The 22,304-nt window shown below is 72.3% G+C and carries 16 protein-coding genes; 6 read left to right on the top strand and 10 right to left on the bottom strand.

Annotated features, from left to right (window positions below; all coding sequences use genetic code 11):
- The 3 genes from CV755_RS26805 to CV755_RS26795 are packed head-to-tail and all read right to left on the bottom strand — an operon-like array spanning position 1 to position 4,852.
- The gene (locus CV755_RS26805; protein WP_109282830.1) at positions 1–1,212 is read right to left on the bottom strand and encodes a VWA domain-containing protein; all 1,212 of its coding nucleotides are present in this window, start codon (positions 1,210–1,212) and stop codon (positions 1–3) included.
- On the bottom strand, positions 1,209–3,746 hold the full coding sequence (locus CV755_RS26800) for a DUF5682 family protein (RefSeq protein WP_109282829.1): 2,538 nt from the start codon (positions 3,744–3,746) through the stop codon (positions 1,209–1,211). Before CV755_RS26800 ends, CV755_RS26805 begins: the two co-directional genes overlap by 4 nt.
- Positions 3,743–4,852 (bottom strand): ATP-binding protein, encoded by a 1,110-nt coding sequence (locus tag CV755_RS26795; RefSeq protein ID WP_109282828.1) that lies wholly within the window; start codon positions 4,850–4,852, stop codon positions 3,743–3,745. Before CV755_RS26795 ends, CV755_RS26800 begins: the two co-directional genes overlap by 4 nt.
- Before the next feature lie 130 nt (positions 4,853–4,982).
- Between CV755_RS26795 and CV755_RS26790 the strand changes: the two genes are divergently transcribed.
- Positions 4,983–6,332 (top strand): SWIM zinc finger family protein, encoded by a 1,350-nt coding sequence (locus CV755_RS26790; protein ID WP_109282827.1) that lies wholly within the window; start codon positions 4,983–4,985, stop codon positions 6,330–6,332.
- A 194-nt stretch (positions 6,333–6,526) separates the two neighbouring features.
- On the top strand, positions 6,527–8,104 hold the full coding sequence (locus tag CV755_RS26785; protein ID WP_109282826.1) for a DUF5691 domain-containing protein: 1,578 nt from the start codon (positions 6,527–6,529) through the stop codon (positions 8,102–8,104).
- A gap of 35 nt (positions 8,105–8,139) precedes the next feature.
- On the opposite strand, the gene CV755_RS26780 is transcribed toward CV755_RS26785, so the two are convergent.
- The gene (locus CV755_RS26780; protein ID WP_109282825.1) at positions 8,140–8,553 is read right to left on the bottom strand and encodes a coenzyme B12-dependent isobutyryl CoA mutase small subunit; all 414 of its coding nucleotides are present in this window, start codon (positions 8,551–8,553) and stop codon (positions 8,140–8,142) included.
- Positions 8,554–8,949: 396 nt separating this feature from the next.
- On the opposite strand from CV755_RS26780, the gene CV755_RS26775 reads away from it, so the two are divergent.
- Both CV755_RS26775 and CV755_RS26770 read left to right on the top strand, forming a co-directional pair.
- Positions 8,950–9,756 carry an esterase/lipase family protein gene (locus CV755_RS26775; RefSeq protein WP_109282824.1) on the top strand — a complete coding sequence of 269 codons (807 nt, stop codon included), beginning with the start codon at positions 8,950–8,952 and terminating at the stop codon, positions 9,754–9,756.
- Between the two features lie 222 nt (positions 9,757–9,978).
- Positions 9,979–11,430: a M23 family metallopeptidase gene (locus tag CV755_RS26770; protein WP_241561406.1), complete on the top strand. Its 1,452-nt coding sequence runs from the start codon at positions 9,979–9,981 to the stop codon at positions 11,428–11,430.
- A 30-nt stretch (positions 11,431–11,460) separates the two neighbouring features.
- Here CV755_RS26770 and pcrA read toward each other — a convergent pair whose 3' ends face one another.
- Both pcrA and CV755_RS26760 read right to left on the bottom strand, forming a co-directional pair.
- Complete coding sequence (gene pcrA, locus CV755_RS26765) at positions 11,461–13,911, bottom strand: DNA helicase PcrA (protein ID WP_109282822.1); 2,451 nt, start codon at positions 13,909–13,911, stop codon at positions 11,461–11,463.
- A gap of 58 nt (positions 13,912–13,969) precedes the next feature.
- Positions 13,970–14,323 (bottom strand): hypothetical protein, encoded by a 354-nt coding sequence (locus CV755_RS26760; RefSeq protein WP_109283538.1) that lies wholly within the window; start codon positions 14,321–14,323, stop codon positions 13,970–13,972.
- Between the two features lie 278 nt (positions 14,324–14,601).
- On the opposite strand from CV755_RS26760, the gene CV755_RS26755 reads away from it, so the two are divergent.
- Positions 14,602–15,660, top strand: coding sequence for a C40 family peptidase (locus CV755_RS26755; RefSeq protein ID WP_109283537.1), 1,059 nt, complete (start codon positions 14,602–14,604; stop codon positions 15,658–15,660).
- 22 nt (positions 15,661–15,682) lie between these two features.
- On the opposite strand, the gene CV755_RS26750 is transcribed toward CV755_RS26755, so the two are convergent.
- The 4 genes from CV755_RS26750 to CV755_RS26735 form a co-directional block, all read right to left on the bottom strand.
- Positions 15,683–16,801: an alpha/beta hydrolase gene (locus CV755_RS26750; RefSeq protein ID WP_109282821.1), complete on the bottom strand. Its 1,119-nt coding sequence runs from the start codon at positions 16,799–16,801 to the stop codon at positions 15,683–15,685.
- A gap of 159 nt (positions 16,802–16,960) precedes the next feature.
- Entirely contained in the window at positions 16,961–17,653 is a 693-nt protein-coding gene (locus tag CV755_RS26745; RefSeq protein ID WP_109282820.1) for a LuxR C-terminal-related transcriptional regulator, read from the bottom strand.
- Positions 17,653–18,942 carry an ATP-binding protein gene (locus CV755_RS26740; RefSeq protein ID WP_109282819.1) on the bottom strand — a complete coding sequence of 430 codons (1,290 nt, stop codon included), beginning with the start codon at positions 18,940–18,942 and terminating at the stop codon, positions 17,653–17,655. The genes CV755_RS26745 and CV755_RS26740 overlap by 1 nt, the downstream gene beginning before the upstream one ends.
- A 95-nt stretch (positions 18,943–19,037) precedes the next feature.
- Complete coding sequence (locus CV755_RS26735; RefSeq protein ID WP_109282818.1) at positions 19,038–20,813, bottom strand: serine/threonine-protein kinase; 1,776 nt, start codon at positions 20,811–20,813, stop codon at positions 19,038–19,040.
- 94 nt (positions 20,814–20,907) lie between these two features.
- Between CV755_RS26735 and CV755_RS26730 the strand changes: the two genes are divergently transcribed.
- Positions 20,908–22,272: a PspC domain-containing protein gene (locus CV755_RS26730; RefSeq protein ID WP_109282817.1), complete on the top strand. Its 1,365-nt coding sequence runs from the start codon at positions 20,908–20,910 to the stop codon at positions 22,270–22,272.
- Positions 22,273–22,304 lie beyond the last annotated feature (32 nt).

Raw genomic sequence — 22,304 nt, 5'->3', positions numbered from 1 at the left:
TCACTTAGCCCGTACGGAGCCCGGCTGACCTGCGCCGTCCGGGGGTATGGGCTCGCCCACGGGCAGCGGACGGCCCTCCAGCGCGGCCGCCATCACCTCCGGAAAACGGTCCGGGGTGCAGGCGAAGGCGGGGGCGCCGGCCGCGGCGAGCGCCGCCGCGTTCTCCCGGTCGTAGGCGGGCGCTCCTTCGTCGGACAGGGCGAGAAGGGTCACACAGCGCACCCCCGCCGCCCGCATGGCGGCCACCCGTTTGATCATCTCCTCCCGTATCCCGCCCTCGTAGAGATCGCTGATCAGCACCAGCACGGTCTCGGTGGGCCGGGTGATCCGGGCCTGGCAGTAGGCCAGCGCCCGGTTGATGTCCGTGCCGCCGCCCAGCTGGATGCCGAACAGCACCTCCACCGGGTCGGCCAGCTGCTCGGTGAGGTCCGCCACCGCGGTGTCGAAGACCACCAGGCGGGTGCTCAGCGAACGCATGGATGCCAGGACCGCGCCGAAGACGGAGGCATGGACGACCGAGGCGGCCATGGAGCCGGACTGGTCAACGCAGAGGATCACCTCCTTGCGCACCGACCGGGCGGCGCGGCCGTAGCCGATCAGCCGTTCGGGCACCACGGTGCGGTGTTCCGGCAGATAGTGGTGGAGGTTGGCGCGGATGGTGCGGTTCCAGTCGATGTCCCGGTGCCGGGGGCGGCTGAGGCGGGCGGCCCGGTCGAGTGCGCCGTCGAGGGTGGCGCGGGTACGGCCGGCCAGGCGGCGCTCCAGCTCCTGGACCACCTTGCGGATCACCACCCGGGCGGCCTCCCGGGCCTCCTCGGGCATGGCCTTGCCCAGCGACAGCAGGGTGCCCACCAGATGCACATCGGGCTCGACCGCCTCCAGCAGCTCCGGCTCCAGCAGCAGTGCGGCCAGCCCGAGCCGCTCTATTGCGTCGCGCTGCATCACCTGAACGACGGACGTCGGGAAGTACGCGCGGATGTCCCCCAGCCAGCGGGCGGCCTGGGGCGCCGAGCCGCCCAGGCCCGCCGAGCGGCCCTCGCTGCGCTCGGGGCGGGAACCGTAGAGCGCCTCCAGGGTCCGGTCCATGGCGGCGTCATGGCCGCTGAGCGCGCAGCCGGTGCCGTCCGCTCCCTGCTCCGCGCCCAGGACCAGCCGCCAGCGGCGCAGCCGCTCGGCTCCGGGATCAGTAAGGGGGGTGCTGCCGCTGGTCATGACGCCTCCGTTCCTTGTATCGCCGGTTGGCCGGCGCGCTGCGGGGTGTCCAGCCCGAGCAGCAGGCGCATGACGGGAAGGACGGCGGCCGCCCGGTCCGGGTCCAAACCGGCGTCCGGATTGCGGTCGTTGGGGTCGGCGGCGGCCGCCCGGCCACTGCGGACCAGCCGGCCCAGGGTGCGCCGTACGCCCGGCTCATGGGCGGAGAAGGTGCGGCGCAGCAGGGGCAGCACATCGGTGAATGCCTCGGCGGTCACTCCGGTCAGCCAGGTGTCGATCAGCGTCAGCAGGCGCTTGTCGTGCACCAGCAGCATGCCGCCGGAGCCTCCGCCGCCGGCGAACCCCTCGATCCAGGCGGCCGCTTCGGCCGGTGCCCGGCCCGGCGACAGCGCCAGGCCCATCAGCCGGGCCGCCCGTTCCTCATCCAACTCCCCTTCATCGAAGAGGAGTCGGCATGCCCTGCCGCGTATCTCCCCGGGCAGGCCCTCGCGTTCGGCGAGGGCGCTCAGCACATCCGTCCAGCGCCGGCGCATGCCCGGCCGGTCGAGCAGTGCCGTGGCGCGGTGCACGGCGTCCAGGTGGCCTCTCATCTCCTGGGCCGCGTCCCGGTCCAGGCCCGCGCAGGCGGCGGGCAGCCCGATGAAGACCCGCTCGGCGATGCCCGCCGCCACCTCGGCGAGGGCGCCGGTGTCGGTGCGCCGGACGTCTCCATAGCGCACCGAGCGCACCAGGGCGGGCAGGGCCTGGGCCAGGTGTGCCACCTCGCTGTCCAGCGCGGCCCGGTCGGCCAGGGCGCGCATCACCGTGGGCAGGGCGTCGGGGAGTTGGGCGAGCAGGCACTGTTCGGCCAGGGTGGTGATCTCGGCGAGGGAGACCGCCCGGCCGGCCGCGGTGGCGGCTTTGGCGGTGGCCGCCGTCTCCACGGTGGTGCCCCAGACGCCGGCCTCGGCCACCCGCACCGACAGCTCCGGATGCCAGCACAGCCGCCAGCTCTCCCGGAAGGTGCCCAGCCCGCCGCGCGAGGGCACTGGGGTGCCCCAGTCCACGCCGAGCAGCCGCAGTCGGTGCAGCAGCCTGCTGCGGGCGGCGTCGGTGTCCTTGCGGAGGTCGAACTCCGCCTCTCTGCGGTCGGCTTCGGGTTTGAGGCGCAGGCTGCGCTGCAGCCGGGTCAGATCGCGGCGCAGGGGTGCGGCGGGTGCGGATTCGGGGACCTCGCCGAGAGTGTCACCGATGACCAGCCGGTCCCGGACCAGTGCCAGGGGCACCTCCGAGCCCTCGCACATCACCGCGCATACCGCGTCGAGAGTCTCGGCCAGCCCCGGCCGTGGGCGCTCGCGCAGCGCGGCGAGGGTGCCGGCCAGCCGGACCGCCTCGATGACATGCGCGGAGGAGACCGGGTGCCCTTCGTCGCGCAGCAGCCGGGCGACGGTGGTCATCCACCGTTCCAGTGGCCGGTCCGGGGCGTGGAAGAGGTGGCGGTACCAGCCGGGGGAGGTGATTCCGGCCCCGTAACCGCTGTGCCGGGACAGCCGCCGGTGTGTCCAGGGCACCCAGCTGATGGCCGTCTTGACCTTGGCCGGCCCCTTGAGCAGCTGCCGGTCGGCGGCGACCGTCCGCCGGACGGAGAGCGCCGGAACGTGCCAGGCCCCGCAGACCACGGCGATCCGGTCACCGAACTCGCGCTGGGCTTGGCGGAGTTTGAGCCGCATATGGGCTTCGCGGATGGTGTCGTGACCGGCGGCTCCGGATGCCGGGCCTCCGGATGCCGGGAGGTTGCACTTGCCGCTTGCGCTCGTTGCGCTCGCCGGGCGGCCCGCGTCGCGGCCGGCACCGATGCCGCCGGGCGCGGGGCGAACCGGCTCATCGGCGCCACCGCCCCCCGATGCCGGACCCTCCGGCCCGCGGCCGGTGGTCATGGTCCCGCTCACCCGGCGATCCGGGCCGTGCCAGGCCATCTCGCTCACCGCCGCCATGCCATGCGAGGCACCGCGTCCATGGCCCGTGCCGCCTCCCGGCTCCGCCCCGGCTTCATCGGCCCGCAGCACTGCCATGGCCTCGGCCACGGCCTGGAAGGGGGCGAGGGCGTCGGCGGGTGAAGCCGCGGCGGGCGGGTGCTCGATGACGTCCTCCCACCAGCGCTCGGGATCGTCGTATCCGGCCGCCTCGGCGAGGCGGCCCAACGGGTCGGCCGCGGCGGCCCGTTGGAGCGCTTCGTTCCGGCCCAGGGTCACCGCGGCCGGCAGGTCGATAAAACGGACCGGGACGCCATGTGCCAGTGCCCAGCGGAGGGCCACCCATTCCGGTGAGAAGTCGGCGAAGGGCCACCAGACGGCATGGCCGGGGTCGTCCACGGCATGGGCGAAGAGCGCCACCGGCGGCCGCATCTCCTCCTCCGCCGCGAGGTGCGCGATGGCATCCGCCTCCGGCGGGCCCTCGATCAGCACGGCCCGGGGCGCGCACTGGTCGAGCGCGGCACGCACCGCCCGGGCCGAACCCGGGCCGTGGTGGCGTACTCCCAGCAGGGCGACGGTCATCGGGACACCTCACGGCAGGCGCGGTAGAAGTCCTGCCAGCCGTCCCGCTCCCGGACCACGGTCTCCAGATACTCCTGCCAGACCGTCCGGTCGGCCGCCGGATCGCGCACCACCGCGCCCAGGATTCCGGCCGCCACATCGCCCGCACGCAGCACTCCATCGCCGAAGTGCGCGGCCAGCGCCAGCCCACCGGTGATCACGGAGATCGCCTCGGCCGTGGAGAGCGTGCCCGAGGGCGACTTGAGCTTGGTGCGTCCATCGGCGGTGACCCCCTCGCGCAGTTCACGGAAGACGGTGACCACGCGCCGGATCTCGGCCACTGCGTCGGGTGCGGGGGGCAGTTCCAGCGAGCGGCCGATCTGGTCCACCCGGCGGGCGACGATCTCGACCTCCTGCTCCGGGGTGCCCGGCAGCGGCAGGACGACCGTGTTGAATCTGCGGCGCAGGGCGCTGGACAGCTCGTTGACACCGCGGTCGCGGTCATTGGCGGTGGCGATCAGATTGAAGCCGCGCACCGCCTGGACCTCCTCGCCGAGTTCGGGAATCGGCAGGGTCTTCTCGGAGAGCACGGTGATCAGGCTGTCCTGGACGTCGGCGGGGATGCGGGTGAGTTCCTCGACCCGGGCGGTCATGCCCTCGGCCATGGCCCGCATCACCGGGCTGGGCACCAGCGCCTCCCGGCTGGGGCCGTGGGCCAGCAGCCGGGCGTAGTTCCAGCCGTAGCGGACGGCCTCTTCGGCGGTGCCCGCGGTGCCCTGCACCAGCAGCGTGGAGTCCCCGCTGACGGCCGCGGCGAGATGCTCGGACACCCAGGTCTTGGCGGTGCCGGGGACACCGAGCAGCAGCAGCGCCCGGTCGGTGGCCAGCGTGGTGACGGCCACCTCGATGATGCGGCGCGGCCCCACATACTTGGGGGTGATCACGCTGCCGTCGGGAAGCACGCCGCCGAGCAGATAGGTGGCCACCGCCCAGGGCGACAGTCGCCAACGGGCGGGCCGCGGGCGGTCGTCGGCGGCCGCGAGCGCCTTGAGCTCCTCGGCGAAGGCGTCTTCGGCGTGCGGCCGCAGGGCCTCGGGCGGTTCGGCGGAGATGCCGGGCACGGTCACGGTTCCCCCTCGGTGTGCGTGCGCTCCGGGATGTGTCTCCAACCCTGCACCACACCACTGACAATGGGCCTTGCGCCAACGAAGCCGCAGGTCAGGGCGATTGTCAGTGGGGTGCCTTAACTTCGGTGACATGACTGGGCAGGGGGAACGCTGGACATCGGACCAGGTGCTCGCGCTGGCATCTGACGAGGCATCACGCGCGGCGGCCGGCCGGCTCGCCACGCCGGGACCGTGGTCGGGCCTGGGCGCATGGGGGGACGCGGTGTGGGGCCACTGCGCGGGCAGCGGCAGCACTCCGTACCGGACGGTTGTCGATCTCAACGGCCCCGGATTCCACTGCGGTTGTCCCAGCCGGAAGTCTCCGTGCAAGCATGCGCTGGGGCTGTTGCTGCTGTGGTCCACGGACCGGGATTCGGTACCGGACGCGGCCGCCGGACCGCCGGACTGGGCCGGTGACTGGCTGGCCCGGCGCCGGGACGAGGCCGGTGGCGAGTCCGGTGATCACGCCGGTGGGCCGGCCCCCGGTGCCGGGGAGACTGCCCGCCGCCGGGCGGAGCGCCGGATGCGGCGGATCGCCGATGGCGCCCGGGAGTTGGAGGAGCGGCTGGCGGATCTGGTGGGCGGCGGTCTGGCGGCGGACGGGGCGTGGTCCGCCGTTCAGTGGGAGGAGACGGCCGCCCGGATGATCGACGCCCAGGCCCCCGGACTCGCGGCGCGCGCCCGGGAATTGGGCTCGATCGCCGGATCGGGTGCCGACGCGGCCGAACGGCTGCTGGCCGAGTGCGCCCTGCTGCACACCCTCAACCAGGGTTTTCTACGGCTGGACCGGCTGCCGGAGCCACTTGCCGCCACCGTGCGCTCCAGGGTCGGCATTCCGGTGGACGGCGCCACCCTCTCCGCCTCGGGCAGCACGGTCCGCGACCACTGGGCGATCCTGGCCCAACGCGACGCCGACGACGGCCGGTTGGTGACCCGCCGGATCTGGCTGTACGGCCGGGACTCCGGCCGGATGGCCCTGCTGCTGTCCTACGGGGCGGGCGGACGGGCCCCCGAGCTGTCACTGCCGGTGGGCACCGCCTTCGACGCCGAGCTGGCCTTCCACCCTTCGGCCAGTCCGCTGCGCGCCACCCTGGGTGCCCGCCATGGGCCGCCGGCACCCTGTGCCCAGCCTCCGCCGGGCGGCGACATCACGGCCGCGCTCAGCGCCTATGGCGAGGCGCTCCGCGGGGATCCCTGGCTGGAGTCCTGGCCGGTGGTGCTGGCAGCGGTGACCCCGATACCGGACCCGGCGCAGGGCTGGCAACTGGCGGACGCCCAGGGCGATTCGGCACTGCCCGTGGACCCGCGGTGCGCCGAGCGCGCCGGGCTGTGGCGGTTGGCGGCGATATCCGGCGGGCGGCCGGTGACGGTCTTCGGCGAGTACGGCCACCGTGGCTTCACCCCGCTGGCCACCTGGGGCCCGGAGCCGGTACCGCTGTGACCGCACGGGCCGAGGCAGCCCCCCAGTAGCGCCGTGAACGAGGCGTGCCACGAACCGGAGGCTCATGGCACAGCTCCGCCCACGCCACGGCCCCATGCCCCGGCAGCCCTGCAAACCCACGCCCCTCGGACCGACGTCCCCGGTGCACGGTCCGCCGCCCGACGCGCGCCCACCACCGAAGCGGAGGCATTCCCATGCACACCACCACCTGGGACGAACTGCTCAGCACCGCCCTGCTGGGCACCGACCGGCGCGCCGCACCCGCCGGGCGCCCCGGTCAGGCCCCCGCGCTGGCCCTGCTGGACGAGGCCGCCCTGCACGCCGTGCGGCGGCGGGCCGGTGCGCTCCCGGCCGCCGCCCGGGCCCGGCCGGAGCCCGCTCCGGAGGATCCGCGCCCCTGTCTGCCGGAGGCCGCCCGGCGGCGGCTGGCCCTGCTGCTGGCCGACCGGGCGGGGCCCGCCACCGGCCGGCGCGGCAGCGCGCCGGACCTGGTGGAACTGCTGCCGCAGTGGCTGGCCGCCGCCAATCTGCGCGGCTACCGGGCGCCGGACGCCCTGCTGCCGGAGCTGCTGGACGCCGCCCGCGCCCGCAGCGATCTGCGCCAGGAGGTGCTCCGGCTGGGCGGTGAACGGGCCCGCTGGCTGGCCCGACTCAACCCCCAGTGGAAGTTCGCCCTGCGCGCCCGCCCGGCCGAACCGGCCGGCAGCGGCCCGGCCGACCGGCAACGCGTCTGGCGGGAGGGGCTGTTCGCGGAGCGCTCGGCCGTCCTGGCCACGCTCCGGCGCCAGAACCCCGATGCCGCCCGGGAGTTGCTGGCCGGCACCTGGGCGAGCGAGCGCGCCGAGGACCGGCTGATGTTCCTGGACTCGTTCCATGACGGGCTGCGCCCCGCCGACGAGCCGTTTCTGGAGGCCGCCCTGGCCGACCGCAGTCGCAATGTACGGGCGCTGGCGGCCCGGCTGCTGACCCTCCTGCCGGAGTCGGCCCTGGCGGCCCGGATGGCGCGGCGGGCCCGTGCCTGTGTCAGCCGGGACCGGCTGCGCGGTGCGGGCCCGTTGATCGTGGTGGAGGCACCTCATGAGTGCGATGCCGCCATGCAGCGGGACGGGGTGGTGGTCAACCCGCCGTCCGGGCGCGGGGAACGCTCCTGGTGGCTGGGGCAGATCGTGGAGGCGGCCCCGCTGTCCGTCTGGCCCGCCCATCTCGGGGTGAGCGGTGCGGCCGGGGCGGTGGCGCTGCCGGTGGCCGACGGCTGGCGGCAGGAGCTGCATGCGGCCTGGTGCCGGGCCGCCGTTCAGCAGCGGGACACCGAGTGGTCGAGGGCCCTGCTGGGCCCGGCCACCGCGCCGCCCGGCCCCGGGGAGTCCTCCTGGCGGGATCCGGCGAAGCTGCTGACCGCGCTGCCGCGCGGCGAACGGGCGGAGTGGGTGGCCCAGTTCATCGCCACCCATGGGCTGCCCGACGCCTTCCGCATGATCGGCGTGTGCGAGGTCCCCTGGGCCGGACCACTGGGCCGGGCCGTGATCGACGCCCTGGACATCGCCCGGGAGTCCGGCGGTTATCCCTGGAGCTTCAGCGGGGTGATGGGCCTGGCCGAGCGCTGTCTGGACCCGGACCAGGCCGACCGCCTGCAGGCCCTGGTCGGCGCCCCGGACCAGCCGGAGCACACCGGGAGTTCGCCCGGCGCCTTCGACTACTGGACCGAGGCGTTCCAACGACTGGTGGACACCCTGCGGTTGCGGGCCGTCATGCGGGCGGAGCTGGAGCCATGACCGGCACCGGGCGCCCGCCCGCGCTCATGGAGTGGTCAAGCCCCGGCGGCCTGGCGGATATTGGCGTTGACCCACTCCACGATGGACGCCGTGGTGGCGCCGGGGGTGAAGATCTCGGCCACGCCCAGTCGCTTGAGCGGGGCGATGTCGTCCTCGGGGATGATGCCGCCGCCGAAGACCTTGATGTCCTCCGCGTCCCGCTCCTTGAGGAGCTCTATCACCCTGGCGAAAAGGGTGTTGTGCGCTCCGGAGAGGATGGACAGGCCGATGGCGTCGGCGTCCTCCTGGATGGCGGTGTCCACGATCTGCTCGGGCGTCTGGTGCAGGCCGGTGTAGATGACCTCCATCCCGGCGTCCCGCAGCGCACGCGCGATGACCTTCGCCCCGCGGTCGTGTCCATCGAGCCCCGGCTTGGCCACCACCACGCGGATCGGACCGGTCACTCCCATCACTGCCTCCATGTGCGCCTGCCGTCAACCGGCCGCGAGCCTCCTCGCGCCCGGCGGGCCGGGGACGTTAACGAACGTTGCCTCCAGCATCCCGCAACCCGCCGTTTCGCGGAGGATACCGAGGGGGAAATCACACGTGGGACACCACGTTCGCTACGCACCGCTCCCGTTTCCCCGCGCCTCGCCCGGGCCGCCGTCCCATCGGCGCCCTCAGGCAGCCGGGCCGGCCCCGGAACCGCCGGACCACGGGGCGGGCGCCAGGGGAGCCGCGACGAGGCCCTCGTACCACCGTGCCGACAGCCGCACGGCACGGTGGTACGACGGCCGCGCACAGCTGCCCATGAGGGCACACGGGGGGACAGAGCCCCGCTCTGTGTGCCGTTCGGGAGGTCGGCCATGGGCGCCTTGCCCGCTGTTTCCACCACCATGCGCCCCTCACCGGCGCTGGTCCGCTCCACCGTGCTGGAGTTACTGATCCTCACGGCGCACTTGCTGCTGTATCCCACGGGGGTGCGCCAGGAGCGCCGTCCGCCACCGCCGGTGCCGCCCCCCGCCGCCGGGCCCGGCGACCGGCCTCCGGTCCTGCTGCTGCACGGGTTCATCGACAACCGTTCGGTGTTCGTGCTGCTGCGGCGCTCGCTGCGGCGGCATGGCTGGCCCCTGGTGGAATGCCTCAACTACTCGCCGCTCACCCGCGATCTGCGGACCGCCGCCGAGCTCTTCGGCCGCCGGGTGGAGGAGCTGTGTGCCCGGACGGGCAGCCCGCGCATCGACGTCATAGGGCACAGCCTGGGCGGTCTGGTGGCCCGCTACTACATACAGCGGCTGGGCGGGGACGCCCGTATCCGCACCCTGGTCACTCTGGCCACGCCGCATGGCGGCACCCGGGTGGCCCCGCTGATGTCCGCGCACCCGCTGGTGAGACAACTGCGCCCGGAATCCGAGGTGATAGCCGAACTCGCCGGACCGGCTCCCGGCTGTGGCACGCGTTTCATCAGCTTCTGGAGTGAACTCGACCAAGTGATGGTGCCGGCGGAATCCGCCCGCCTCGATCACCCGGACCTGCTGTCGCGAAACGTACGGGTGAGCGGCGTGGGGCATCTGGCGCTGCCGGTGCACTGGGCGGTGGTGGCGAGCATCCGACAGGCCCTGACCACGGAGGAGGAACTCGGGGACAGCTCGGCGGCGGTGTCGGTCGCCTGATCCCGAAAGACCTTTTCCGAACCGCCGATCCCATCCGTCACGCCCGATAAATTTCGAACCTTTTTCGAACGTCAAAGCGAGTCCCCTGGGCCGGGTCCACCGAAAGGCTGCCAATTGCCCAGGCGGCGGCACTGCAAAACGTGCGGAAGATTGTGGCCGTCGCATACCGCCGGGTACAGTCGCCGCTACTTCTCCTGCTCCCAAGGCGAAATGGAAGTGGTGGTGAACGACCGTCACCCATCGGCGGGCCCCGGCCCGACCGTTCCCGCTCCCGATGCCGGTTACGGGCAGAGCCCCTACGGGCAGTACGCCTCGTACGAGCAGCAGACCACCGCCTACGCCCCCGCCGGATACGGCGACTCCGGGCAGTGGGACACCACCAGCGGCTGGGGCAGCAGCGGCCACACCCAGGTCTGGGACTTCAGCGCTCTGGACTCCGGCCGGCAGCCGGACCAGTGGCCCGCGACCGCGGACTCCGGCCAGTGGCAGTGGAGTTCCCCGGACGCCTCCGGCCAGTGGAACGGCACCGGCCAGTGGGATACCGGCGGCCATGGCCGGCAGACCTTCCAGGACTGGCAGTCCACCGGCTACCCCGGGCACCCGCAGGACAGCGGCCAGTGGGAGAGCGCCGGCTGGGGACATCAGCCGGACGAAACCTGGGGCGGCGCCACCGGGCAGACCCAGACCTGGGACACCAGCGCCTACGCCACCGTGGACGAACCGGACCCCGCACCCCGGCACGACCCGACGCTGGTCACCGCGCTGGCCGAGCCGCAGCCCGACCCGGCGCCCTGGGCCCCGGCACCGGCCGAGGCACCGGCCGAAGCACTGGCCATGGCCGACTGCGAGACCATGGCCGCGATGGTCGTCCCCCCGGAAGTGACCGGGCAGGCCGCCGCGCCCTCCGGACAGCCGCCGCACGGCCGCAGCCGCCGCAAGGGCGCCCAGGCCAAGGCCGGTTACCGGCCGCGCCGCAAGGCCCTGCTCACCGTGGCGGTGCCCTCGGTCGCCGTAATGGGAGTGGCCGGCATCGCGGCCGCCTCCGTCGCCTCCACCGGAGGGCCGGACGCCAAACAGACCCAGGCCTCCGCCACCGACACCCCGGTGAAGTTCTCCGCGGCCAACAGCAAGCTGGACACCCAGCTCGCCGGGCTCAGCCAGGGCGCCGACGACTTCGCCACCCGCGCCAGCCGCACCCAGGAGCGCCTGGACCTCAAGGCGCGGCAGGAGCAGGAACGTAAACGCAGGGCGGAGGAGGCGGCCCGCAAGGAGGCCGAGCGGCCCAAGTTCGTCCTGCCGGTCACCCAGCACGGCCTGAGCGCCTACTTCGGCCAGGCCGGCGTCAACTGGATGTCGGTGCACACCGGCATCGACTTCCCGGTCAGCTATGGCACCCCCGTGATGGCCGCCACCGACGGCACGGTGCGCACCCAGTACAACGTGGCCTACGGAAACATGGCCATAGTGACCGCCCCCGACGGAACCGAGACCTGGTACTGCCACCTCAGCAGCACCCGGATGCGGTCGGGGCAGGTCAAGGCCGGTGACGTCATCGCCTACTCCGGCAACTCCGGCAACTCCACCGGGCCGCACCTGCACTTCGAGGTACGGCCCAATGGATCGGCGGTGGACCCGCTGCCATGGCTGCGCGGCCACGGCCTCGACCCGACCTGACCGCGCGCAGACTCCCGTACCCGCCCGGGATCAGAGCTTCTCGACCGGCGCGTACCGCAGCAGCAGCCGCTTGGGCTTGTCCTGGCCGAAGTCAATGGTGGCCTCGGCGTTGTCCCCGCTGCCCTTGACGGCGACCACTGTGCCCAGACCGAAGGAGTCATGGGTGACCCGGTCGCCGATGGCCAGCGAGACCACCGGACGGTCCTGCGCCCGCCGGGTGGCGAAGCCGCTTGGCCCGGACCTCCCGCCGAGGCCGCGCGAGGACGTACCGCCGCGCGAGGCGGACGAACCGGAGGCCAGGCCGGACACCGAGGCCGAGGGGGTGGAGGAGCCGGTGCGGCGCCACTCCACATACCGGTCGGGGATCTCCTCCAGGAACCGCGAGGGCGGGTTGTAGGCGGGCTGGCCCCAGGCGCTGCGCATGCTGGAACGGGTGAGATACAGCCGCTCCCGGGCCCGGGTGATGCCCACATAGGCCAGCCGCCGCTCCTCCTCCAGCTCCTTGGTCTGGCCGAGGGCGCGCATATGCGGGAAGACGCCGTCCTCCATCCCGGTCAGGAAGACCACCGGGAATTCCAGGCCCTTGGCGGTGTGCAGCGTCATCAGGGTGATGACGCCAGTGCCCTCCGTGTCATCGTCCGGGATCTGGTCGGAGTCGGCGACCAGGGCCACCTTCTCCAGGAACTCCGCCAGGGTGCCCGCGCCCTCCTCCTCGCCGCGCTCCTGCTCGAACTCCAGGGCCACGGCGGCGAGTTCCTGGAGGTTCTCGATGCGGGTCTCGTCCTGCGGGTCGGTGGAGGCCTGGAGTTCGGCGAGGTAGCCGGTGCGCTCCAGCACCGCCTCCAGCACGGTGGCCGGACCGGCGCCGGACTCCACGATGGTGCGCAGCTCATCCATCAGCACGTTGAAACGCTTGACCGCGTTGGCCGAGCGGGGGGCCATGCCATAGGCGTCGTCCACCCGCCGCAGCGCCTGGGCGAAGCTGATCTTCTCGCGCAGCGAGAGCGCATCGATCATGGCTTCGGCGCGCTCGCCGATGCCGCGCTTGGGCACATTGAGGATGCGGCGCAGCGGGACGGTGTCCTCGGGGTTGGCCAGCACCCTCAGATAGGCCAGGACGTCCCGGACCTCCTTGCGCTCGTAGAAGCGCACTCCGCCGACGACCTTGTAGGGCAGTCCGACCCTGATGAAGATCTCTTCAAAGACCCGGGACTGGGCGTTGGTCCGGTAGAAGACCGCCACATCCCCGGCCTTGGCGTCACCGGCGTCGGTGAGGCGGTCGATCTCGTCGGCGACGAACTGGGCCTCGTCATGCTCGGTGTCGGCGACGTATCCGGTGATGGACGCGCCGGCCCCGGCCTCGGTCCACAGGTTCTTGGGGCGGCGGTTCTCGTTGCGCTCGATGACGGCGTTGGCGGCGCTGAGGATGGTCTGGGTGGAGCGGTAGTTCTGCTCCAGCAGGATGGTGGTGGCGCTGGGGTAGTCCTCCTCGAACTGGAGGATGTTGCGGATGGTGGCGCCGCGGAAGGCGTAGATGGACTGGTCGGCGTCACCGACCACACACAGCTCGGCAGCCTCCTCGCCGGTGCCCACCAGCTCGCGGACCAGGGTGTACTGGGCGTGGTTGGTGTCCTGGTACTCGTCCACCAGGACATGCCGGAAGCGGCGCCGGTAGTGCTCGGCCACGTCCGGGAATGCCTGCAGCAGATGGACGGTGGTCATGATGATGTCGTCGAAGTCCAGCGCGTTGGCCTCGCGCAGCCTCGACTGGTACATGGCATAGGCCTCGGCGAGGGTCTTCTCGAAGCCGTCGGCGGCCTGGGCGGCGAAGGTCTCCTCGTCTATCAGCTCGTTCTTGAGGTTGGAGATCTTGGCGCTGAAGGACTTGGGCGGGAACTTCTTGGGGTCCAGGTCCAGGTCGCGGCAGACCAGGGCCATCAGGCGCTTGGAGTCGGCCGCGTCGTAGATCGAGAAGGACGAGGTGAAGCCCAGCTTCTTGCTCTCCCGGCGCAGGATCCGCACACAGGCGCTGTGGAAGGTCATCACCCACATCGCGTTGGCCCGGGGGCCGACGAGCTGCTCGACGCGCTCCTTCATCTCCCCGGCGGCCTTGTTGGTGAAGGTGATCGCCAGGATCTGGCCGGGGTGCACGCCCCGGGTGGCCAGCAGGTGGGCGATGCGGTGGGTGAGCACCCGGGTCTTGCCGGATCCGGCACCGGCCACGATGAGCAGCGGGGAGCCGGAGTGCATGACGGCGGCGCGCTGCTGTTCGTTCATCCCGTCCAGCAGCGCGGCCGGGTCCACCACGGGGCGCGGGGCGCCGTCGCGGTAGTACGCCTCCCGGGGAACGGGCATGTCGAAGGCGCCCTCGAAGAGGTCGTGCGGCACCGGCTCGGTGTGCGCGTCCTCCGAGGGCGGCGGGGGCTCCTCCTCGGAAGGGGCCAGGTCCGCCAGGAAGCTGTCGTCAAAGAGGCTGCTCATCGTTGTCCGAGTCTAGGCGGCCCCACCGACAGTCGGTCCGGGTTCGGCCAGAGCGTGCTCAGGTCCACAGCACGGCGATGAAGATGTTGGTGGCGGTGAGGGCGCCCACGGTGCCCAGGGCGGCGGAGGCCACCTTCTCCTCGTCCCGCTTGATGTAGACCAGGCCGAGGATCACCACCAGCAGCGCCAGCTTCAGGCCGATCTTGACGGTGTTGACGGTGGCGCCCTGCGCCTGGTTGAGGCCGACCAGCGCGACCCCGGTGACCAGCATGGTCAGCGCGCCGTGCAGCATGGCCGGAACCATACGTCCCTCACCCTGTCCCAGCGCCTTCATCTGGGTCAGGAAGCCGCCGAGCAGGGCCGCGATGCCGATGATGTGCAGGCCGACCACGGCGTGAATCAGTACGTCCATGGCCATCGACCCTAACCCGCCCATACCACTCCCCCGGTCCGAGGGGCGGCGAGATCAACAGCTCGGTCAAGCACGGACCAGTTCACTCCGCATGCATCCGAAATGTCCGGCCAGCACCAGTCGAGTCCCCACCGATTTCGGCCAGTAACGGTCATGTGCGTTACCGCGCCTGCCCGCGGTTTAGCGTCCTGCCCCAGACGGCGGTGGCCCGCTCTCTCCCCCTCGTACGGGCCGCCGCCGGTCAGCCCTTGCCGGACCGGAAGGAAGTGACGGCCACCGTGGCGTCGCACCGAAAGCCCAAGCAGCACCCGTTCGTCGGCGGTACCGTCCGTACCGCGGCGACCATCGCGCTGGCGGGTGCCGCCACCGCCACCGCTTTCGAGGGCAGCGGCCAGGCCGCGCCCCAGCAGAGCCCGGACCGGCTGAAGGCGGAGATCTCCCGCTCCTACCGGCAGGCCGAGGTGGCGACCGAGCAGTACGACGGGCTCAAGGACCGGGCCGACCGGGCCCGGGCCGCGCTGGACCGGCTGCAGGACGAGGCGGCCCGCAAGACCGAGCGGCTCAACCAGGCGCGTGATGCCCTGGGCTCCTACGCCGCGGCCCAGTACCGCAGCGGCGGGATCCCCGCCACGGTGCGGCTGCTGTTCGCCTCCTCACCGCAGCGGTTCCTGGACCAGGCGTCCATGGCCGACCGGGCGGGCGGCGAACAGGCGACGGCCCTCTCCCGGGTGCGTCAGGAGCTGCGGGAGGTGAACCAGGTGCGGGCCGGGGCCGAGGCCAAACTGGCCGAGCTGCGGCGGGAGCAGCAGGGGCTGACCGCCCGCAAGCGCGAGATCGAGGCCAAGCTGGCGGCGGCCAAGGAGCTGCTGTCCCGGCTGCCGGCCGGGGACCGGGCCGCGGTGGAGGGCGATGACGCGGCCGGGGGGCCGGCCACCGCAGAGGTACGGGCCAGCCGCTCGGCGCCGCGCATCCCGGTGCAGGCCCCCTCGGCACGGGCCGCGCAGGCGGTGGCCTTCGCCTACTCGGCGCTGGGCAAGCCCTATGTATGGGGGGCCACCGGGCCCTCGGCCTTCGACTGCTCGGGGCTGACCCAGGCGGCCTGGCAGGCGGCCGGGGTGTCGCTGCCGCGTACCACCTACACCCAGATCAACGCCGGGCAGCGGATTTCCCGCAGCCAGCTTGCCCCGGGTGACCTGGTGTTCTTCTACTCGGGGGTGAGCCATGTGGGGCTCTATGTGGGCAATGGCCAGATGATCCACGCCCCGCACCCGGGCGCCCCGGTGCGGATCGCCCCGGTGGACTCGATGCCCTTCGCGGGCGCCTCCCGGCCGTTCTGACCGGCTGCTGCCCGGCGGGCCGCTAGTAGGCGACCTGCTGGGTCAGCCAGCGGAAGACCTCGGGGACCTGTTCCTTCCACACCGAGGTGCGGTGGCCGCCGGCGCCGTCGGGGATCTTCTCCACATGCACCATCGTCGGGGGCTTGGACACCTTCTTGATGGCCATGCCGGCCAGATAGCCGTCGTTCTCCTGGCCGGAAATGAACAGCGAGATCTTCGGCGGGGTCTTGGCGCGCCCCAGCATCTTCAGCGGGTTGTTCTCATCGCGCAGCTGCGGGGACTTGGAGGTCAGCGAGAGGGGCTCGCCGATGGGGTCGTTGTAGCCGGAGAGGCTGACGCCGGCCCGGTAGCGGTCGGGGTGGGCGATGGCCAGTTTGGCGGCGCAGTGGGCACCGGCCGAGTAGCCGGCGACGGCCCAGCCGTCGGGCTTGCCGGCGACCCGGAAGTTGTCCATCACCATCTTGCGGACGTCAAAGCTCAGCCAGGTGTCGGCGTTGACCGTGCCCGGGGTGTTGGCGCAGCCGGTGTCGGCGCCATTGGACAGCAGATTGGTACGGGGCGCGACGATGATGAACGGCGCCACCTCGCCCCGCTCCATCATGGGCTTGACCTGGGTGTTGACGTTGAGGCTGCCGAACCATGCCTTGGCGGAGCCGGGGAAGCCCGGCAGGACCTCCACCACCGGGAAGTTCTTGTGCTGGAACCCGGGGTCGTTGTACTGCGGGGGCAGCCAGACGTAGACCTCGCCCTCGACGCCGGAGACCTGGCCCTTGAGCTGGGTCTGCAGCACGCCCGCGCCCATCCGCGAGTCGGAGGCCGGCTTGAACTTCTGCTTCACCTTCGGCAGGTCCTTCAGGGACTTGCCGCCGGTGCCGTCCTTGCCCAGGTTGGCGGCGGCATTGACATGGTTGCCGGTGCCGAGCAGGTCGTCCCAGTTGTCGTAGAGGCCATTGGCGTTGTTGACCACGACAAAGACCATGGCTATCGCCGTGGCCTGAGCGAATATCAGCATCAGGAAGCGGACGAGGTGTCTGAGGAGCGGGGGGCCGCCGACTCTGCTCCACAGTGCCAGCGGCAGCACCAGGGCCACCACGGTGAGCACGATCGTGGTCAGGAAAAAAGGCGTCCCGGTCAGACTCATGGGCTCTCGTTCGGACTCGCGTTTCCGGATCTCGGCCCAGGGCGGGCCGTGGCCCTGCTGATCGAGAGCCGCACTTTCGCCTAGCTAGACGGCAAAAGGATCAGGGAGGTTCCCTTGGGCGGCTACCGATCAGCCATCGCCTGTCAAGATCGTCTCCGGTCAGATCAGACGGCGGGCGGTGGCCCAGCGGGTCAGCTCATGACGGTTGGACAGCTGGAGCTTGCGCAGCACCGCCGAGACATGGGACTCCACGGTCTTCACGGAGATAAAGAGCTGCTTGGCGATCTCCTTGTAGGCATAGCCCCGGGCGATCAGCCGCAGCACCTCGCGCTCCCGCTGGGTGAGGCGGTCGAGATCCTCGTCCACCGGCGGGGCATCGGTGGAGGCGAAGGCGTCCAGGACAAAGCCGGCCAGCCGGGGCGAGAAGACGGCGTCGCCGTCCTTGACCCGGAAGATCGCATCCACCAGATCGGTGCCGGTGATGGTCTTGGTGACATAGCCGCGGGCCCCGCCCCGGATCACGCCGATGACATCCTCGGCGGCGTCGGAGACGGACAGCGCCAGGAAGCGGACCGGCGACTCGGCGGCCGCGGAGAGCGCCGCGCAGCGGCGCAGCACCTCCACTCCGCCGCCGCCGGGCAGGTGGACATCCAGCAGCACCACCTCGGGCCGGGTGGCGGTGATGACGGTGACCGCCTGATCGACGTCGGCCGCCTCCCCGACGACCTCGACACCGGTGCGGTCGGTGGCCCCTATCTCGGCCTGCACCCCGGTACGGAACATCCGGTGGTCGTCCACCAGCACGACCCGTACCCGGCGCTCCACCGGTGCTGCCTCAGGCCCATTCGTCATCACGCCTGCTCCGCCCTCTCCATCTCCAGCTCCACTTCGGTTCCCCCGTCCGGCGCGGACCGCAGCCGGGCCGTGCCTCCGTTGCGCTGCATTCTGCCGATGATCGACTCGCGGACGCCCATCCGGTCCTCGGGAACGGCGTCCACATCGAAGCCGGGCCCCCGGTCACGGACGGAGATAAAGACCGTCCGGCCCTCGACCTCGGCATAGACCTGGACGGCTCCCCCGCCGCCACCGTATTTGGCGGCGTTGACCATGGCCTCCCGGGCGGCCTGCTGCTGGGCGCCGAGCTTCTCGTCCAGCGGGCAGTCACCGACCACCACCACCTCGATGGGGACGCCATGGTGATCCTCCACCTCGGCGGCGGCCGCCCTGACCGCCTCGGCCAGGGTCTGCGGCTCCTCGGCCTCGTCCTTGCCCCGGCCCTCGGGGTTGTACAGCCAGGCGCGGAGCTCCCGCTCCTGGGCCCGGGCCAGCCGGGCCACCTCCCGGGAGTCCTCGGCATTGCGCTGGATCAGGGTGAGGGTGTGCAGCACGGAGTCATGGACGTGGGCGGCTACTTCGGCACGCTCCTGGGCCCGGATGCGCATGGTCCGCTCGGCGGAGAGGTCCTGGGTCATCCGCACCACCGAGGGCCCGGCCAGCAGGGCTATGCCGACCAGCACGGCCAGCGAGGCCTGGAGCACGGTGCCCAGGTGCTGGGCCGAGCTCTGCAGCACGACTATGCCGGTGACGCCCGCCCCCACCAGGAGCACTCCCGCCGCGCCGCGGGCCAGCGGCAGCACCCGCTTGCGGCGGCTGACCTCCATCCAGTGCGCCCGGCGGGCGTTGTCCGCCTGCCGCCAGACCAGGGCGACGCCCGCTCCTATCAGCACCAGCGGCCAGACATAGACATTGGCCCTGCCCAGATGCAGCCGGTCCAGCAGGATGGCGGCGCCCACGATCAGCGCCAGCAGGGCGAAGAGCTGCCCCCGGTCGGGCTTGCGGGCGAAGAGCCGGCGGCCGTCCTCGGTGACCTCCTCCTCCGGGCGGACCTCCACCCCGCCGACCCCCAGCGGGACGACGAACCAGAACACCGCGTAGAGCAGGGCGCCGATCCCCTGGGCCATCAACAGCGCCAGGAAGACCAGGCGCACCCAGGACACGGGCACCCCCAGGTGCCCGGCGAGGCCGCGCGCCACACCACCGAGCATCCGGCCCTCGGCGCTGCGGTAGAGCTTGCGCACGGGGGCCGGGTCGGTGGTGGCGGGCGGCGCGTAGGCGGCGCCTGCCCGGGGCTGCGTCGTCATTGCGCCGGTCATGCCTCGATCGTCACATGGCGGGGGCCGCCGCGGTATCGGGGTCGTCCCTGATCGGACCCGGGGTTCCGGCATGGCCCGTACCCCTAATGGCTGTTGATGCGCAGGCCGTCGCGCACCGCGTCGAAGGCCGGGCGGTAGCGGTCCCAGCGGGCGTCCGGAGCCGACAGATAGATCGCGTACTCGTTGCCGCCCTCGCGCCCGAAGCCCAGGTCAATGGCCCGGAACCGGCGCGCCCGGCCCTGCCAGCTGAACTCCCAGACGGCGGCGGGCTGGCCGCGGTAGAGCGTCGGCTGCAGCCGCTCCCGTTTGTACTGCTGCATGTCCGGGTCGGCCTTGGCCTGCTCCTCCACGTCCTTCCAGTGCTGGACGTGGTCCGGGCCGGCCAGGTCCAGCACATCGACCTCGACGGCGACCAGGCCGGTGGGGTCCACATATCTGACCCCCGCCTTGACCGGCTTGCGGGTCCAGCCCTCGGGCACCGGGAAGGCGACGCCCATCCCCTGCTCCGTCACCAGCCGGTAGCCCTGCGGCACCGGGGGCGGCGAGGACGGCGCAGCGGACGAAGGGGTGGACCGGGTTGCGGGCGGGGCGCTCGCTGCCGGCCCCGCGCCGTTGCCCTGCCCGTCGCCTGGGGTCAGCACATAGGCGGCCGATGCCAGCAGCGCCACTCCGGCCACCGCCGCGGAGGCCCACAGGACGGTGCGGCCACGGCCACGGCCGGGCTTCGGCCCGGCCGGTTGGGAGCCGGCGGAGGCGGCGGCCGCCGCCCCGGCCTCCGGCTGCGCCGCCTGGGCCGGCGGCAATGTCCGGCCCACCGGCGAGGTCTCAGCCGCCGGAGACAGCTGAGCGGTCGGCGCGGTCCGGGACGGCGCGGATGTCCCGGTCACGGGAGATGTTCCGATGACGGCGGAGGGTCCGGTGATGACAGAGGTGCCGGTCACGGCAGAAGTGCCGGTCGCCGGAGGCGCCTGTGTTGCCGAATTCGCCATCCGCACCGTCGGCGGCTCGGCCGCCGGCTCGCGGAGGATCTGTTCCACCAGCTCGGCCGGGGGCCGCAGCGCCGGGTCCTTGGCCAGCAGCGTCTCCACCAGCCGGGTCAACGGCCCGGCGTTGACCGGTGGTTGCACCGGGTCCACGGCTATGGCGTACGCCGTCTCCACCGGGGTGTCCCGCTGGAACGGAGTACGGCCCTCCAGCGCCCGGTAGAGCGTGGCGCCCAGCGCCCACAGGTCGGCGGCCGGGCTGGGCTTGGCACCCCTGACCCGTTCCGGGGCGATGTAGTCGATGGAGCCGACCATCTCACCGGTTTTGGTCAGGGTGGAGTTGCCCGCGGAGTAGGCGATGCCGAAGTCGGTGAGCACCACCCGGCCGTCCTCACCGAGCAGGACGTTGCCCGGCTTGACGTCCCGGTGCAGCACCCCGGCGGCGTGCGCCGCACGCAGCGCGGCGATCATGCCGCGGCCGATCCGGGCCGTCTCCTCGGGGCTGAGAGTGCGGGACTTCAGCAGGTCACCGAGGGTGCGCGAGGGCACATACTCCATCACGATGCACGGCAGCCCCTCGTCCTCGACCACGTCGTGCACCACCACCACATTGGGGTGGCTGATCCGGGCCGCGCTGCTGGCCTCCCGGCGGGTCCGCTCATAGAGGGTGGCCAGCTCCTCCTCGGACAGGCCGGGCGGGACGTGCAGGCGCTTTACCGCCACCTGACGGGCCAGCAGGGTGTCCTCGGCGCGCCAGACGGTGCCCATGCCGCCGCGCCCGATCCGGTCCAGGAGGCGGTAACGGCCGGCGAGCAGCTGTCCGGACACAGACTCAGTCACCGCACCCCTCCGGTTTTCAGCTACATGTTCGATCATCCACCCTAGCGGGGGCGGTCTCAGGGACAATCTCAGGGAGCGGCCAGGGTCACCACTGATGCCGCGCCGGTGTTCCGGTTGACACCATGTGCCTATGACCGACGCACACCCCACCGAAGACGCGCGGAACGCGCAGCCCACGGAGGCGCCCCCCGGCGACCAGGGCGACGCCCGGCCGCCGCTGCGGCGCAGCCGGGACCAGAAGGTGATCTCCGGCGTGTGCGGTGGCCTGGGCCGCTTTGTGGACGTGGATCCGGTGATCTTTCGGGTGGTGCTGGGCGTCCTGGCGGTCACCGGCGGCGTCGGGCTGATCGTGTATGGCTTCGCCTGGCTGCTCATCCCGCTGGAAGGCGAGGAGGAGAACGAGGTCCGGCGGCTGCTGTCCGGCCGGGTGGAGGGCCCGGCACTGACCGCGGTGCTCTGCGCGCTGGTCGGCTGTGGACTCTTCCTCTCCATGATCAACAACAGCGGGGCGATGTCCTTCTCGCTCATGCTCTCCTTCGCTCTCATAGGCGCGGCCTACTGGTCCTCCCGGCGCCGGGAAGCGGATGGCGGCGCGGCCATGACGGCCGTGCCCGGAGCACAGAAGGCGCACAAGACCCAGCCGGACGCTCCCCCGGAGACGCTGGCACCACCGCCCCCCGGCGCCCCCTCCTGGTGGCGCGACCCGATCACCAGGGATGGCATACCGAGGACGGGCCGGGCCGGCACCGGCTATCTCTGGGGCCCGGACGACGGGCCCATCGACACCACACCCGTGGCCGCCCCACCGCGCTCACCCCGGGTCCGGGACAAAAGCCAACTCGGCGGCGAGGAAAGGCAACTCGGCGGCTGGACCTTCCTGCTGGCCATAGCCGCCTTCTGCGCCGCCACCAACCTGGTCTGGCATGGACGGCCGCTGGGCACCACCCTGGAGATCGGCCTGGCCTGCGCCCTCGGTGTCTTCGGCCTGGGCCTCGCGGTCAGCTCCCGGTATGGGCGCACCGGCGGCGGCACGGTGACCGCCGCGGTGCTCACCGCCGCGCTGCTGGCCGGTGCCGCCGCACTGCCCAAGACGGTCACCGCCCACTGGGCCAGGACCACTTGGCGGCCCACCAGTTCCGCCGAGATAAGGCCCGGCTATCAGATCGGCAGCGGCATAGGCGTGCTGGATCTGACCGGCCTGCCCTGGCCCAAGACCGGGGGCCCGGCGGCGCCCACGGTCAGCACCCGGGCGGAGGCCGGGGCCGGGAAGCTCAAGGTGGTCCTTCCCCAGGACGTCACGGCGGATGTGCGGGTGGAGACCGGTATCGGCACAATCCAGTTGCCCGGCACCGATCCCAAGGACATCGACATCCAGTTCACCCAGCACAAGCATGTGACGCTGCGACCGCCCGCCGGGCATGCCTCCCGGGGCACGGTGGAGCTGCGGCTCAAGACGGGTGTCGGCCAGGTGGAGGTGACTCGTGCGACGTCATGACTTCGAACCCGGCAAACTCGTAGTCGGTCTCG

The sequence above is a fragment of the Streptomyces orinoci genome, assembly GCF_003121295.1.
Taxonomy (GTDB): Bacteria; Actinomycetota; Actinomycetes; order Streptomycetales; family Streptomycetaceae; genus Streptomyces; species Streptomyces orinoci.
This window is presented reverse-complemented; position numbering and strand designations above follow the sequence as displayed.